Annotated in this window: 13 protein-coding genes; 8 read left to right on the forward strand and 5 right to left on the reverse strand. The window is 40.6% G+C overall.

Annotated elements, in window-relative coordinates:
* Positions 1–52: 52 nt before the first annotated feature.
* From BM176_RS05045 to BM176_RS05070, 6 genes are all read left to right on the forward strand, one after another.
* On the forward strand, positions 53–3,124 hold the full coding sequence (locus BM176_RS05045) for an NAD(P)/FAD-dependent oxidoreductase (RefSeq protein WP_090100192.1): 3,072 nt from the start codon (positions 53–55) through the stop codon (positions 3,122–3,124).
* 170 nt (positions 3,125–3,294) lie between these two features.
* The gene (locus BM176_RS05050; RefSeq protein ID WP_143097712.1) at positions 3,295–4,251 is read left to right on the forward strand and encodes a hypothetical protein; all 957 of its coding nucleotides are present in this window, start codon (positions 3,295–3,297) and stop codon (positions 4,249–4,251) included.
* A gap of 41 nt (positions 4,252–4,292) precedes the next feature.
* Positions 4,293–6,458 carry an alpha/beta hydrolase family protein gene (locus BM176_RS05055; protein WP_090100196.1) on the forward strand — a complete coding sequence of 722 codons (2,166 nt, stop codon included), beginning with the start codon at positions 4,293–4,295 and terminating at the stop codon, positions 6,456–6,458.
* A gap of 222 nt (positions 6,459–6,680) precedes the next feature.
* Positions 6,681–7,682, forward strand: a complete 1,002-nt coding sequence (locus BM176_RS05060; RefSeq protein WP_090100198.1) for a helix-turn-helix transcriptional regulator — start codon at positions 6,681–6,683, stop codon at positions 7,680–7,682.
* Between the two features lie 170 nt (positions 7,683–7,852).
* Entirely contained in the window at positions 7,853–8,860 is a 1,008-nt protein-coding gene (locus BM176_RS05065; protein ID WP_090100200.1) for a helix-turn-helix domain-containing protein, read from the forward strand.
* 51 nt (positions 8,861–8,911) lie between these two features.
* Positions 8,912–9,445, forward strand: a complete 534-nt coding sequence (locus BM176_RS05070; RefSeq protein WP_090100211.1) for a hypothetical protein — start codon at positions 8,912–8,914, stop codon at positions 9,443–9,445.
* On the opposite strand, the gene BM176_RS05075 is transcribed toward BM176_RS05070, so the two are convergent.
* Positions 9,442–10,212: a hypothetical protein gene (locus BM176_RS05075; protein WP_143097713.1), complete on the reverse strand. Its 771-nt coding sequence runs from the start codon at positions 10,210–10,212 to the stop codon at positions 9,442–9,444. The genes BM176_RS05070 and BM176_RS05075 overlap by 4 nt on opposite strands.
* 67 nt (positions 10,213–10,279) lie before the next feature.
* The gene (locus tag BM176_RS05080) at positions 10,280–11,725 is read right to left on the reverse strand and encodes a hypothetical protein (RefSeq protein WP_090100215.1); all 1,446 of its coding nucleotides are present in this window, start codon (positions 11,723–11,725) and stop codon (positions 10,280–10,282) included.
* Between the two features lie 294 nt (positions 11,726–12,019).
* Between BM176_RS05080 and BM176_RS05085 the strand changes: the two genes are divergently transcribed.
* Positions 12,020–13,027: a hypothetical protein gene (locus BM176_RS05085; protein WP_090100217.1), complete on the forward strand. Its 1,008-nt coding sequence runs from the start codon at positions 12,020–12,022 to the stop codon at positions 13,025–13,027.
* A gap of 48 nt (positions 13,028–13,075) precedes the next feature.
* On the opposite strand, the gene BM176_RS05090 is transcribed toward BM176_RS05085, so the two are convergent.
* Positions 13,076–13,408 (reverse strand): YegP family protein, encoded by a 333-nt coding sequence (locus BM176_RS05090; RefSeq protein WP_090100237.1) that lies wholly within the window; start codon positions 13,406–13,408, stop codon positions 13,076–13,078.
* Positions 13,409–13,687: 279 nt separating this feature from the next.
* Between BM176_RS05090 and BM176_RS05095 the strand changes: the two genes are divergently transcribed.
* Positions 13,688–14,776 carry a type I restriction endonuclease gene (locus BM176_RS05095; RefSeq protein ID WP_090100239.1) on the forward strand — a complete coding sequence of 363 codons (1,089 nt, stop codon included), beginning with the start codon at positions 13,688–13,690 and terminating at the stop codon, positions 14,774–14,776.
* 148 nt (positions 14,777–14,924) lie between these two features.
* On the opposite strand, the gene map is transcribed toward BM176_RS05095, so the two are convergent.
* Positions 14,925–15,689 carry a type I methionyl aminopeptidase gene (map, locus tag BM176_RS05100; protein WP_090100241.1) on the reverse strand — a complete coding sequence of 255 codons (765 nt, stop codon included), beginning with the start codon at positions 15,687–15,689 and terminating at the stop codon, positions 14,925–14,927.
* Between the two features lies 1 nt (position 15,690).
* Positions 15,691–16,935 carry a DEAD/DEAH box helicase gene (locus tag BM176_RS05105; RefSeq protein WP_090100243.1) on the reverse strand — a complete coding sequence of 415 codons (1,245 nt, stop codon included), beginning with the start codon at positions 16,933–16,935 and terminating at the stop codon, positions 15,691–15,693.
* Positions 16,936–16,987 lie beyond the last annotated feature (52 nt).

Raw genomic sequence — 16,987 nt, forward strand, 5'->3', positions numbered from 1 at the left:
GCAACAGTAAGCTGACATATATTTGGTCATCCATTAAACTACAATGCCCCATATGAATAACCCTCATTCTCAATCTGATAAGAAAGCTATAATCATTGGCGCTGGTCCTGCGGGATTAACAGCAGCTTATGAATTATTGAAACGTACAGGTATTACCCCCATCATCCTCGAAAAAAGCGGTGATATTGGCGGTATCTCCAAAACGATCAATTACAAAGGCAACCGCATGGATATTGGCGGACATCGCTTTTTCTCCAAATCAGACAGGGTAATGAACTGGTGGCAGAACATCATGCCTCCCCAGCAGGAGGCAGGCTCCGCGTTTACGATCCAATATCAGAACAAGTCCAGAGAAGTGAATGCAGCCATTACACCTACAGATCCTGACAAAGTGATGCTGGTACGCAAACGCCTTTCCAGGATTTATTTTCTCCGCAAATTCTTTACCTATCCCATTACATTATCAATAGAAACGTTACGTAAACTGGGCGTAGGCAGAACTATCGCAATACTTTTCTCTTATTTGAAAGCACAGATATTTCCGCGGAAACCGGAAAAGAGCCTGGAAGATTTCATGATCAACCGTTTCGGGAATACATTATACGAACTATTCTTCCGCGATTATACAGAGAAAGTATGGGGAGTACCCTGTCATGAAATATCTGCAGAATGGGGCGCACAGCGGATTAAAGGGGTGAGCATCCGTAAAGCAATACAACATGCGGTACAGGAAATTACCAGGAAAAAGAAGAAAACAGGTGATATTTCACAAAAGGATACAGAAACAAGTCTCATTGAACAATTCCTCTATCCCAAATTCGGCCCCGGCCAGTTATGGGAGGAAGTAGCCCGGCAGGTACAGGAAATGGGCGGCATCATTCATATGCATCATGATGTAAAACAGATCCATACCTTCAATAATAAAGTGAGTGCCATCACTGCCGTTAATAAAAAAACCGGAGAAGAAATTCTGTTAGAAGGCGATTACTTTTTCAGTACCATGCCCGTAAAAGAACTGGTAGCAGGGATCCAGGGCAATGTACCGCTGGAAGTACAGGAAATAGCCGCAGGACTACAATATCGCGATTTCATTACAGTAGGTGTGCTCTTAAAACGCCTCACCCATAAGGATATGGAAGATACCTGGATCTATATCCAGGAAAGGGAGGTAACAGTTGGCAGACTGCAGTTATTCAACAACTGGAGTCCTTTTATGGTCAAAGATCCCAATACGGTATGGGTAGGTATGGAATTCTTCTGTAATGAAACAGATGCCTTCTGGAAATTACCGGATAAAGAAATTGCCGCACTGGCAATACTTGAACTGGAAAAAATAGGGCTGGCAGATGCCGCAGATGTATTGGACAGTACCGTGCTGCGGGTGGAAAAAACCTATCCTGCTTATTTTGGCGCTTATGAACGTTTTGACGAAGTAAGGGCATTCACAGACCAGATCGAGAACCTGTTCCTGGTAGGGCGTAATGGCATGCATAAGTATAATAATGCAGACCATTCCATGCTCACCGCTATGGTTGCCGTAGATAATATTGCCGCAGGCATTACTTCCAAAGAAAATATATGGTCTATCAATACGGAACAGGAATATCATGAGGAAAAGCAGGAAGGAGCCGTTCCTGTTGAAACAAAATCCAATATCTCCCTGAAAGATTACATTTTCAAACAACCGGAGAACAGGCCATATGTATGGACAGCAGTGATTGGCCTCCTGGTACAGTTGCTCTTTTTTAAATACTGGTATCCGTTTGCCAGTTATATCAATGGAGATTCTTATGCTTACCTGGAAACTGCTTATTTTAATTTAGATATTAATACTTACCCTGTAGGATATTCAATGTTCCTGCGGCTATTCAGTGTATTCACACATTCGGATAAAGCCCTGGTTATATTCCAGTATCTGCTGCTGCAATCAAGTATTTTATCATTGGTATTTACCTTATTCCATTTTTATAATCCCGCAAAATTTACCCGTATTGGCTTATTCGGCTTCATGTTATTCAACCCCGTATTCCTGTATCTGGCAAATTACGTATCCAGCGATACCCTGTTCCTTTCACTGAGTATTATGTGGTTCACATCTTTGATATGGATCGTTTACCGCCCTACAACACGGTTAATGGTTTTCCACGGACTTGTATTATTCCTGGCATTTACAATCAGGTACAATGCAATGTTCTATCCCTTAATTGCTGGCGTTGCATTCCTGTTGTCCAGAAGGCGCTACCTGCTTAAGATTGCCGGACTTGCAATATGCGTGTTATTAATAGGCAGCTTTATCCTGTATAATACCAGCAAATACAATGAACTGGCCGGGATCAGACAATTCACTCCTTTCACCGGCTGGCAAATGGCGAACAATGCCATGTATGCTTATAAGTTTGTACCAAAAGCCGAGAGGAAACCTACCCCTGCCCGGTTTCAGAAATTAGATAAAATGGTACGGGATTACTTCGACAGTACACGAAACAACCGGATGCATCCGGAAGAAGAGCTTGTAGCCAGTACTATTTATATGTGGACACCAAATGCTCCATTAAGAATGTATATGCATCAGCAGTTTAAAAAAGATTCTACAGCACCGGAAATGAAACGCTGGGCAGCCGTAGCCCCGTTATACAAAGACTATGGTACGTTTCTTATAAAAACATATCCCGCAGCATTCTTAAAATATTACCTGTTTCCCAATGCACTCAAGTATTATGCCCCCCCGGTAGAATTCCTGGAAAGTTATAGTACAGGTGTAGATAGTGTACATCCCATTGCGCAAAACTGGTTTGCCTATAAAAGCAATAAGTTAACCACTATATTCAAAGACTTTAAGGTTAACATCCTGGACTTCTATCCCATTCTGGTAGGTACAATGAATGTGATCTTTTTCCTGGGCATGCTTAGTTTCCTTGTATTAGAAGGATATAAACAGCATAGGATGATGGGAAAAGGGCTGCTGCTGGTAGTTTGCCTGTGGTTAGTGAACTTTGGATTTAGTGTATTTGCATCGCCGATAGCATTGAGGTTCCAGTTATTTCCAATTATTGTGATGACATCGTTTGCATTCCTGTTTATGGGATTCATAATAGCAGAAGCGAGTAAAAAAGAAGAGAAATAGGATTGCAGATTATTCAATTTCCAAAGTCTTAAATTCATTAACTGTGAGTTAACATATAAAAAGGACAAAAATCATAGCTTCGTTATATTCCTAAATCCCCATCCTATTAAAATAGGGCAGATCAAAGCATTGACTGAAAACGACAATAAACGTATTCCTCAATATATAAGGTGAACAAGCTATTATTCCTCGAAAGAACCCGGCATTCATACATGGACCCTGAAAGTCTCCAGTCAGAATTGCATAATCTTCTGATTCCTGAAGCTGGCATCTATTTCCGGCATGATGACGAATGGGATATCCTTTCCCAGCATATCCGGCTACCCGTCTTCTCTCTGTGGGTGAATGATATCTTTTCAAAAAAGGATATTGTATTACGTCCTTTTACGCCAGTTCCCATCTATGCGCTGCATTTCATGTTTGAAGACAGCCTGCAGGCTCAATTGCGGCAGGATCCGGGATATTTACTGGAAGAAAGCGAGTGTAACCTGTTCAATCTTCCACCGGGGTTGCATAAGATACCCATGCCCAATAGCAAAAAAATACTCTCGCTCCATATTAATATAGATCCGGCAGCTATTCCTGCACTGATCCAACAAGAGCCCATCTTACAATTCCTGGAAGGCTCAAAAAATGCCCGTATTGGTGGGCCGGTCAATGTCTATCCCTATCAGGTAAATCGTACCTGCGACTTTCTCATCCAACAGATCCTTACCTGTGATTACACAGGTGAAAACGCCCGAAAATTCCTGTATCGCTGTTGCTTAAACCTGTTACTCAACATCGCACAACAGCAGCATGCAAACAGTCAGCGGCTTCTATATTCAACCGTTATGCATGGAGCTATTTATCACCAGTTGTTCCAATATCTGGAAACCCATCTTCACAAACAACATTCCAATACCGAACTGGCATACATATTTGATATTCCTGCAGAACAGCTGGCATATGGGTTCCAACAGCTCTTTGCTACCACCGTAGAAGATTTTACACATATGGTGAAAATGATGTTCATTTATAACCGGATACAGGCAAAAGCACTTCCACACACACTTATTGCAGAGATAACCGGATACAGTAGTGTGTTGGGGATGATGCGGTGCGTAGAGGATTATTATCTTTTATAAATGCATCCGGGTCGCAGTAGTATTCTCTACCTTAAAGTAGCATGCGCCTCTTCAACCAGATCACATTCTTTTTCCTGTGCCTGTGCTATACACAAACACGGGCACAGAAAAAGCTTGTGACCAACGACTCTTACCTCACCTGGCAATACCTCTACCCGGACTATAATATCAGCAACAACGGACAATATATCTGGTACCGGTATGGCGCTCCAGCAACAGGAGATTTTCTCGTTCTCCAGACTACTGACGGTAACAATAAACACATATTCCCCCAAGGCTTCCAGCCTGCATTTACAGATAGCAATCTGATTTTCCGTTTACCAGGAGATACACTGGTTATACAGGCAATGAATAATACTGCCCCGCAGTTTATCACAGATGTAATTAGTTATACACTTGCCGGCAACAGATTACTGATGCAAACAACCAATGCACTTATTTACGAACATAAAACAATATACCAGGGAGCTGTAGACCATTACACATTAGATCAAACAGGAACACAACTTGCATTCACGGTAAACAATACACTAAAATATTATCATACAGGCATGGATAGTTCCATCCTATTGCAACAGCATGTGACAGGACCATTACGTTTTAGTAAAGATGGTACACTATTATTTTTTCAGCGTTTGCGGATAACAGATATTCCTCAATCGGAGATCCGGATCTGGCACTACAATGATTATTACCTGCCTACCCAGCAGATGCCCAGCACCAGCACCTGTATGGCAATTGATCTGCAACAAAAAAAGGTAACCCGGTTAGACAGTACCGGAATTCAGATATGTGATTATGGGAACAAATATGTGCTTGCTCAAAACAGTCTCAACTCATCCGAATATTACTGGAACAAATCCATCATCTCATCTCTTTACCTTATAAATACTTACAATGGTGCACGCACCATGATCAGGCAAAATAAAAAAGACCTTATCATCCTTGCAAAACTTTCTCCGGACGAAAAATTCATCACCTGGTATGAAGATCAATATTACTGCTATGAAATAACTACAGGAATTATAAGGAACATTCCTGAAGCCATAGAGATTGCCCAATGGCTGCCGGAAGACAGCGCACTATTAATCTACGATACATACAATATCTGGCAGGTAGATCCTTCAAAAAAAAGGCCACCGGTTAAATTAACAAACAGCCGTACTACTATATCCAGAATGATTTTCCCGGGTACGATAACAACATTCAATACCCGGAATAAATATAACAATGCAGCCCCCTGTCTTTATTACTTTCCACAATATCCATTAGATGCATTTAAACCAGTTAAAGCTAAAGACACGCTCCTCTATCTTCTTCAGCGTATGAGTGATAAGGAATCGCCCAACCTGTTTATCACAAATGATTTCAAGTCATACACAAGTATTACCCGCTTTGAGCCGGAAAAATCATATAACTGGATTCAGGCTACATTGGTAAATAAAGGCATCCTCTACAAACCTGAGAACTTTGATCCGCAAAAGAAATATCCGCTCATTTTCCATTATTACGAAAAAAGCAGCGACCGGCTGTATTTGTTCAGGAAGCCTGATTTGAGCCCTGGCGACCTGAATATTCCCTGGTATGTAAGCAATGGTTACCTGGTATTCATACCTGACATTCAAAGGCCATCCGGCCATCCGGGAAAAGGCGCCAGATCTGTACTCCGTGCGGCAAAACATCTCCGCCGCTATCCCTGGGTGGATCCGGCAAAGCTGGGATTACAGGGTCATAGTTTTGGAGGATATATCACCAATTACCTGATCACACACAGCACATTATTTGCCGCCGCGCAGGCGTCTGCCGGACCTGCAGACTTCATCAGTGGTTATGGTGCTATCAAGAAGCAAACAGGAAATACAATGCAGTATTTATACGAACGCGGACAAAATAATATAGGCGCTACACTCTGGCAGCAGCCGGATCTATATATAAAGAACTCGCCTGTTTTCAGGGCAGATAAAATTACTACCCCGTTGTTAATTCTGCATAATGAGGAGGACAATTCCGTGCCGGTAGCACAAAGCATTGAGTTATTTACCGCGTTGCGCCGTTTACAAAAGCCTGCGTGGATGTTACAGTATAACGGAGAAGGACATATATTAATTAATGAACAGCATAAGCTGGATTTCTCGCAGCGCCAGCAACAGTTTTTTGACCACTATCTCAAAGGAAAGCCCGCACCGGAATGGATGAAAGTACAATGATCTATAATTTCTACAGAAACACCGATAGCGGTATCCCACAATCAATTATCGCAGAGTTATTACACTATCTCCGGATCCTGAATATCATTTTCATTTATTTTCAGATAAATATGATAACCATAATGTTACCTTATACGCATATGTGCAATTTTCAATGTCTGGCTGCCTATGAGTAAACCAATCATGTGAAACTATTAATAACATTAAACCTTTTAAAGTTTTATGAATGCCAATTTTGTTCGGAAAGTATTGTTCATTGAAAGAGTAAGTCCATTATTTGCGCCAATATCAACCATTCCGGAAGAGTACCATCAAGAGTTATTATCCTATAGAGGAGAGTATTTCGATGAGGATGCATATTGGACTATGTCAAGTACGCATGATCAGCTGGGGCCATTTTCTTTGTGGAGACATTATGTAAAAGCTCACACGGAGATTTTGCTATGTCCATTTACCCCTTATAGTTTACATACGCTGCACTTTATGTTTGCCAATAGTCTGAATGTAAAATTATATGACGATTTAAATTTTGATTTGGAAGAAGGACAGTGTAACCTGTTCAATCTTCATGCAGACAAACATGAGGTGCTTATGACTGCAGGACAGCATATAAACTCTTTTCATATTAACATGCGATTGCGTACCCTTAAAGAACTTTCTGTAAGGTATCCGGTTCTTCGTCGGTTGGCAGAAAAAAAAATCAGTTTGTTAAGTAATGCGGTGAATGAACACCCTTTATTTACTACCGCTACCAGTAAGCTTCTGATTAACAAGTATAACAGGTGTAACTATCAGCAAGAGGACCATAGGCGCTATTTCGGCGAGCGTTGTTGCCTTGACCTGTTGCTCAACTTTGCCTATCAGGAACAACAAGGAGATCAGCCAATGCTTATTTATGGTGTACTAAATGCAGCGACCTTCAGAGCGATATTCAATTACATCGTAAATCAGCCATATGAAGAGCATTCGATACCGGAATTAGCCAAACAGTTCTTTATACCAGAAGAGATGCTTAGAATTGGCTTCAGACAACATTTTGCGATCACTATAGAATTATTTATCAGGATGCAAAAAATGATGATGATTTACGATCTGGTAGTATTTAATGATATTTCATTACCTGAAATAGCCGGTTTAATGGGTTTCGGGAGTGAATCAAGGCTAAATAGCGCATTTAGATCATATTATAAATGCGATTTAAAAACGTTACAGAAACCAAGATAAGCATAGGGAGCAAGTGCTCCCTACTCTCCATTATTACAATAAAGCTATGTTACTTAATCTGCCATTCTGCAATTAACATTGACAGCCAAAATAACTCATTAGCCAAAAACATTACCTAAAAGACTGATTAGTAACCTAATAACAACCAAACCCATCATACCATTTTTGTTATGCTGACACCAACACCCAACAGTCCTGAGAAGCTGTTTTATATTGAGAGGGAGGAGCCTGGCTATATACCAGTTGCTGCCATACCAGAGGAATATCTTCAGTTAATCCTTCCGTATGCAGGCGTCTATTTTGACAGAGACGAACATTGTGATATACTGAGCCAGCATATCCAGGTAGGTCCGTTTTCATTCTGGATCCAGGAAACATATGCAAATGCAGATATTATCCTTTGTCCGTTTACACCACGTCCTACATGGGCTCTTCATTTCATGTATGAAACCAGTGTAAATGTTAAATTATATGAAAACACTTCCTTTTCCCTGGAGGAAAAAGAATGTAATCTGTTCAATCTTGTATCGGATCTGCATAAAGTTCCTATGGAAGATGGTCAGAAACTCACTTCCTGTCATATTAATATTTTACCGGAAGCACTGGGAAAACTGGCGGTAAAATACCCTGCTCTTCGCAGACTGGCCAGCAAAAAACCGGCAAATGTTACCGGACCAATTAATACACATCCTTATTTTATCAACTCTGTTTGTGATTTTCTGATCCAGAAAATACTTACCTGCAGGCATATTGAAATACCAGCTCATCATTTCCTTTACCGTTGCTGCCTGGACCTGTTTATGAACTTCGCCTACCAGGATGCTCATTCCACACAACGGTATTTCATCTCTGATGTACTGAATGCAAGTTCCTTTCGCCGGTTATTTGACTATCTGACAGATCATCCACATATCAATAATACTTTGGAAGAACTGGGTGAGATGTTCCAACTGGATATTATAACACTTCAAAAAGGTTTCCTGAAAGACTTTGGTATGCCAATCAAAGCCTTTATCAACATGACAAAGATGATGACTGTATTTGAAATGCTGACGGTAAAGGCCACTACTTTATCCCATATTGCCACCATAGTTGGATTCAAGAGCTGGGAAAAGCTGGATCAGGCCTTTATGGCGTTTTATGGTTGTGATATGGAGACGTTGAGAAGAGCCATGTAGTCATGTTACTTTTTCCCTGATTGTGCTACTTATAATATATCCCCCAATAGCATGACAGAACAGCTCGCTGACTTACTTACAACTTTTACCTGCCAGTCCAACAAGCAGTTATCAGAATACTTTTATGATAATTCCGGGAAGATTGACTCCCTGATACAACTTTATTCAGCTTTCAACCGCCAAACCACACAATTGCAGATTAAGCGAATTCAGGAATTAAGATGGGCCATCCAGACAATTACCAATGATCGTAACTGGACGGCTCCTGATGGACTCGAACTCCAATGTATCCTGTATAATACAGCACTGACTCCCATCATACTGGAAGGTGGTTTTGAGTCTACAAAGGGAAATCCATTGGGGAAATTCGTTATCAGAATCACGACAAAGACCATCCAGGCCTGGAACTATTACGAAGATCAGCTAATGAAAGATTACCCTTCAATAGAGCCGATAATAGCCGATGACACAACCACCCTGGAAGTGAATACCATTTGGGGAAATGATATACCCGAGATCATGGAGTCACTGATGAGTGTGTACACTTATCTCCAGGGTCTTACAAATCATAATGTAATGTTCTAGATGGTTATTTCTGCAATGTATTGTTGTGCTTTATCTCCCAGTTTCTGTTTAACAGTATTTCGTACGGTGGCATAAGTTTCTTTATTGAGCGCACATGCCATTGAATTACTGGAAACAGTAGCTTTTTCTTTTTTGGAAGAGAAGAAAAGAATCCGCTTAACCTCACTGGAAGTAGAAATAATGAAACCGGCCATATGTAATGCCACAGCTCCATTCACTTCTTCTACCATAGCCAGTTGGAAAGTTCCTTTCCCTAAGCTGTGGGTGTTTTTCTCAAACGCTACGATTTTGCTGTCACTGTCGCTAAGGCTTTTCAGGGCATCCAGTACATTAGTAACAATAGCAACATAATTTCCGCCAAAAGCAGCACTAACAATGCCCAGGATAGCATTTTTCATTTCGAACAATGATCCGGAAGAAGAGACCTCCGAGAACTCATTTAGCTGTATTGTCCAGCCGATATTCCTTAAAACCTCTGTATATTTTTCATACCATAGTTTGAGATCCTGAGGATTGGGATACAAATGTCCCGCGGCCAGTTGAGCCAATAATGTAGAATCAAGAATGTCCTGCCGGTTTTCAGGGCTCACACCTGCCACAAAAGATACAATTGACTTGTTATCAAAATAAGCCTTGTCTTTATCACTATCCTCTTCTACACTTTCAATCTCAGTGGGCACACCTCTTACAATTCGTTTATAAGCATTCTCCGGAAAAGAAAGCTGCAAAGCAGCTATGTAGGATTTAGGATCCTGTTGCATCATCATAATTTTGATGGGTGAAAGACAGAAGGCATTACACCTTGTTCACTGCAATTTAAACAAATTACAAATACTAACGATACCTGGCCCTTCTCAGGTACATATCTATCAGCAATACAGAAAATGTTACGCCCAGAATCATATTGAACAGCTGATACCTTAATACTACCGGAGACGCCAGTACACTAAAACCGAAATGCACTATCCAGTAAAGGGTTGTTATTCTAAAGGCATTCCTGAACCTGGGAGCAGTAAATTTACGCCCCCCTATCAGCAAATATCCTATCCATACACCGGTAAACAGCAAGATAATAAATACCATAAATGCAGGATAGTATTCGAAAATTTGCATTTCACGTGTATCCGACCTCGTATAAACGTTATTTGTTTTATATCCGAACCAAACCTGGGCAACCGGCCAGACAGTATCGGAGCCATCATTATATACTGCCAGGTTTTCTGCAGGAGGGTTTGCATACTGCAGGATATTGGGAAGAATGTAATAACGGATATATTGCAACGGATATTGACTAATCAGGTACTTACCATATTTATTATACAATGGGGATACTGCAGCCATTTTTTCCAGGTGCAGTTTATTATCGGCGATATGTTCTGCATTAGGAACCGGTTGTAAAGGAGAGCCCGGGTTCCACAGATAAAAAGCCATCAGCGGTTTGTCCGGTCTCAAATCCATTGGGATATGCTGCAGGGAGTCCAGATAATTACTCACCCGTGTATGCACAGCCGTGAATTCTTCCGGCACCTTAATGGCGGGTCTTTCTGTCATATGTGCATAGGCATACACTGCATTGCTGGCCATTTGCCAGCCACTGAATGCAGAGAACTGCCGGGTTCCCATAACCTTCTCCGTTTGTGCTGTGGTATAAAGAACAAACCCACTGATCAATGCAAGAATAGCTACAATACTGAATAACTTAGTCCGCAAAGACACTGCACAGAAAACGATAACTATTATGCTGATTACGGGGTAAATCAATGCATGATACCTTACTGTAAATGCCAGTAGCAGCACCAGTACATGCGTTACTAATAACAACACTCCGGGTTTATAAATCAGTTTAAAAAGCTGGGAGATCCATATCAGGCTCACTCCAATGAAGTACACATCACTGGTAATATAATTGCTCAGGTAGAGTATAACAGGATTGAGGAACAAGAATATAAATATGGCCACTTTCACCCATTTTCCTGAATTAGTAAGGTCAAGGATTGTAAAAAAGAAATACAATGCACAGCAATGGTAAAAGAAATACTGCATAAATACCAGCAGGGTATCTGAATGAGAGAAGAACCCTGCAAAACGGATCAGCTTTGCATATCCTACGGGCCACATATTAGCGTCCGCATTGGTATAGGCACTGCGTAAATAGTTATAAGAATCCTGCATAAAGTTGGGGAACGGATACAGGCATTTAAAAAACAGGAACTGTATTAACATTGTAATTCCTGCAATATATAAATACCTGCTTCTGCCTTTTAGATGGATCTTCATCATAATGTTTATGACTACAAATATAGTTACCCCATTATTTTTCTATTCGTTAACATGTTATTAACGAGTATCATTTATCAATTTGCTAGCTTAGCTTTTCAAATAACAACTGGTTCCAATTTACCCAATATTTTGTTATCCATTTGATCGATACTCATTGTTTAGAAATTCCCATCTCGGATTGCATACACACCGGTTAAGACGACAACGCATTGTTCGGGCCGTATAGTCCGGGTTGCCTTGTACAGGCTTGTTGCCCATCCATGTGAAAGAATAAAAAACTTTTAAAGAATATTTATGTACCCGCAATTACATGACGAAAATAAGCTGCTATTAATTGACCGGTTCAAACAGAACTATCTCCCTGCTACATATGTCCCACAGGAATATCTACCACTGATCATCCCTTACGCAGGACTATATTATGAACAGGATGAGGATCACGACATGCTCTCCCAGCATTTTTCATTGGGTCCCTTTTCCCTCTGGGTGCATGATATCTTTGCCAGGAAGGATATTATGCTTTGCGCATATACTCCATTTCATTTGTGGGCTCTGCACTTCATGTATGACGATAGTCTCCGGGCTGAAAAATTATTCAAAACAAACGAATTTGTTCTTGACGAGAGAGAGTGTAACCTGTTTAACCTCTACGCAGAAATACACCGTGTACCCATGCCTGCGGATAAAAAGATTTTATCCTTTCATATCAATATCCTTCCCCGCGCATTGGCGCAACTGGTACAACAGTACCCTGCTCTTTGTTATTTAACCAATAAAAAAACGGATAAGACGAGTGGTGTGATTAATCAACAACCGTATAAGATTAATGCCGTTTGTAACATGCTTATCCAGAATATTCTCAGCTGCCGCTACGTTGAAAATCAGGCACATTTTTACCTGCACCGCTGTTGCATCGACCTCTTCCTTAATTTTGCCCAGCAGGATGCTGCCGCCCCTAACCCTTTCCTGTTATCCAATCAGACTAGCACCGAACTGTTCAACAATATCTTCTCCTATCTTGTAGAGAATTCTCACATTGCTCACAACATAACTGAACTGGCCAATATGTTCAATATGCATGGAGCTAAGCTGTCGCAGGGTTTCCGTCAGCACTTCAGTGTGGGTATTACTCCTTTTATTAAAATGAACAGGATGATGTTCCTCTACAACCACCTTATGCAAAACTCATTTAAATTATCGCTGCTGGCAGAAATTACCGGATACAGGAATATACAAGAGATGATAAATGATGTGGATGGGTATTATGGCTGTAAAGTAATAGTAATGAGGAGAGAGATGTAAAATAAAAACGTCAGTCAATCCCTGATGCAGGGATTGACTGACCGAAGTTTAAACAGTTTGATCTTCAATAATTGCAATTGGCGCATTTTTCTTTACAGAAGCAATACCATTATCCCGGCCAGTTGTTGATTCATACATTTCGCTGGTACCAATAATCTGTCCATTCGTGGCTTTCAGATTAAAGTAATACTTGTTGTTAGCGGAAGTTTTCTTTTCATATCGCTCATCGTGGAGAGCGTTCGTTCTAATAGACTCAATACCGCCATTACAGCCGGCTTTTGAAGCATATCCTTCACTTACAAGGATCACTTCTCCATTAGCCGCTGTTAATTTAAACCGGTATTCTCCATTGGAACTTTTGGTGATAACAAATTTGCTCATATTGGGATATTTTAATACAGGAAAGTTAAGTAAAAATCTAATTATCAGCTCGTTAAGGGGTGATATAATTTCCCGAAGGCCGGAATATTATAAATCTTTCAGGTTAGTTGAACATATTTAAGTGTGGGGTGTTGTTTAATCAAAACACCCCTATAGCATGATACTATTAAGATCCCCAAGCCTCATAATTTAAAGGCTACGACAGATACCAGTTTCTCTATGGCGTATAAATAACCGAAACATTACTACAATCCCACTTATAATAATAAACTATAAACTATGGACTTCAAAGACCTTATCAAGCAACTTGGTGACCGGGTTATTAAACTTAAAGACCAGGTGAATACCGAGGAAGCCACTAAAAATGCTTTTATAATGCCTTTTATCAGAGAATTAGGATATGACGTTTTTAATCCATTAGAAGTAACTCCTGAATTAGTTGCTGATATAGGTTTAAAGCAAGGAGAAAAAATCGATTATGCTATCATGGAAAATGGGCAACCAATTATCCTGATAGAATGTAAACATCACGCAATGCCATTAAATGTTCAAAATGCATCTCAACTCTTTAGGTACTTCCATACTACAAAAGCTAAATTTTCAATTCTGACAAATGGAATTGAATATCGCTTTTACACAGACCTGGTGGAGCCGAACAAAATGGATGAGAAACCATTTTTTACATTCAACATCACAGATATAAAAGATAATCAGATAGAAGAACTTAAAAAGTTCCATAAAGCTTATTATAACTTCGACAATATTGTAAATACCGCAAGTGAGTTAAAATACACTAATGAGCTCCGAATCTTACTTACTTCAGAGTTTAATAATCCCGGTGCTGACTTTGTTAAACACTTTGCAAGGCAGGTATATCCCAGCGTAATCACCGCTAAGGTTTTAGAACTATTTACTAATTTAACGAAGAAGTCTATTCAACAAAATATAAATGATCTTATTACAGATCGGCTAAAAACAGCACTGACAAAAGAGGATGAAGTAATCAAAGAACAGGACGCTGTTCTGGCGGCTACAGATCAATTAAAAACAGAAGATACTAAAGTTGTAACAACTGAAGAGGAACTAGAAGCCTTCATGCTTGTAAAAGCTATTTTACGACAAAAAATTAGTACTACCAGAATATCTCATAGAGATGCACAATCATACTTTGCAATTCTCCTGGACAATAACAATCGTAAAACAATTTGTAGGCTCTATCTGGATGGAGCGAAAAAATGTGTGGGAACATTTGACGAACAGAAAAAGGAAGTTAAAAACAACATTGCTACTTTAGACGATATCTTTAAGTTTGCCGATATCCTTTTAAAGACTGTTGAGAATTACGATAAGGTGAAGGAATTGGTGTAATAGAATATAGAATATATTACTAATAAAAAAGCCGGACACGACTGCCCGGCTTTATCTTTATAGACTAAAAATTCAATCAGAATACAATGGTAATACTTTACCGTTAAATTTTCGGTTAATGCCACGTTAACGACATAAAATCAGATGGTTATGACCAGATCTCATTCATCTCCGTTAGAATCACCGGTTCCCCATCTGTTACAATGATGGTATGTTCATGTTGTGCTACATAACCACCTCTGTTACCGATTAACGTCCAGCCATCCGGTTGTGTATTAGCAATCGTAGAAAGTGTAGAAATGAAAGTTTCTATTGCAACAACAGAATTCTTTCTGAACCTGGCCGTGTTAAACCGGTCGCAGTAATTAGCTATTTCATGGGGTTCTTCATGAAGGTTTCTACCCACACCATGACCGGTGAGATTCCTGATCACTTTATAACCTGCTTTTTTCGCTTCGGTTTCAATGAGCTTTCCGATATCTGAGATACGAACGCCGCCTTTAATATTATTGATCGCCTTTTTCAAGATCCGTTTTGAAGTATCTACCAGCGCCTGATGATGATGAATATCTTCTCCCAACACAAACGACCCGCCATTATCAGACCAAAACCCATCCAGTTCTGCAGACACATCAATATTTACCAGATTTCCTTCCTGCAGTATTTTCCTCTCTGAAGGAATACCGTGGGCTACTTCATTATTGATACTGATACAAGTCCAGCCTGGGAAGTTATATGTTAGCCTGGGGGCCGATTTAGCACCTAATTGCTGAAGCACATCTCCACCAAAATCATCTAACTGTTTGGCTGTCATTCCGGGTTTGGCATAGTTGCGCATTTCTTTAAGTGTAGTCGCTACGGCTTCACTTATCTTCTTCATTCCTGCCAGTTCGGCATCGTTAGTTATCGACATACTATTTCTTTTTTTTCTTCTTCTTTGCCAGTTGTGCTTCCGCCTTATTATGTTCATCCAGCAGCAACTGCCAGTTATCATTAGGAATATCTTCGGAGAAACTGATGGTTTCCCGGTAATCGTTTTTATCAATCTTCATCACTGTGATTTCTTTACCCAGGTAAGTCTGGATGGCATCCAGCACCGGCTTTTCCTCATCACTGCAGAATGATACAGCCTGTCCCTTCTTTACCCCACGGCCAGTACGGCCAACACGGTGTACATAATTCTCAGGAACGTCCGGCAAGTCGTAATTTACCACATAGTCTACATCGGGAATATCAATACCACGTGCATTCACATCTGTAGTGATAAGCACTTTTGCATCTCCCTTTTTAAATTCAGCCATCACTTCCAGGCGGTTATCCTGTTCCTTTCCCCCATGCATGGTTAAAGTATTAACCCCAATCCGTGCCATTGCAGCAGACACCCTTTCTGCCCGTACTTTGGTACGCACAAATACGAGAATCTTATTTTCAGGGAATTCCTTTACCAGGCGTTCCAGGAAGAAACGTTTATCATCCATCCCTACATAAGCCACTGCATGCTGTACATTCTTAGACACGGGGTCCTGTGGAGAGATCTGGATGCGGATAGGATTATATACCACTGAATAGGCAAGATCTTTAATATCCTTGTCTATTGTGGCCGAGAAAAAGAGGGTCTGGTGTTTACGGGGAAGATGTTTCATCACATCGCGGATATCCCGGATAAAGCCGAGGTCCAGCATATGATCCGCTTCATCCAGGATTAGTACAGCTACCTGGCTCAGATCTATAAATCCCTGGCTGATAAGGTCGAACATACGGCCAGGAGTGGCTATCAGTACATCTACGCCCTGGGCCAGCTTTTTCAGCTGAGGTGCCTGATCTACCCCACCGTGCAGTCCGAGAATGTTCAGTTTTGTGTATTTTCCGATCTGTGTAAATACTTCGGCTATCTGAATAGCCAGTTCCCGGGTGGGGACCATTACCACACAGCGCACTTCTCCTTTCGTTTTCTTCGGATGCCGTTTTTGCAGCATATCCAGGATGGGAATAGCAAAAGCAGCGGTCTTACCGGTACCTGTCTGGGCGATAGCCAGCACATCGTCGCCCTTCATGATACTTGGTATCGCCTTAAACTGGATATCAGTAGGACGCTTAAAACCTAGTTCTGCCAAACTCTTTTTGATCTCCGGGGATATATGATACTGCTCAAACTTCATAGGGCAAAGGTAGAATTTTAGTATGAATGCTGTAATTTAACAGAAAATCTGT

Origin of the sequence: Chitinophaga sp. CF118, assembly GCF_900112615.1 — a bacterium.
In the GTDB taxonomy this organism is placed as follows: Bacteria; Bacteroidota; Bacteroidia; order Chitinophagales; family Chitinophagaceae; genus Chitinophaga.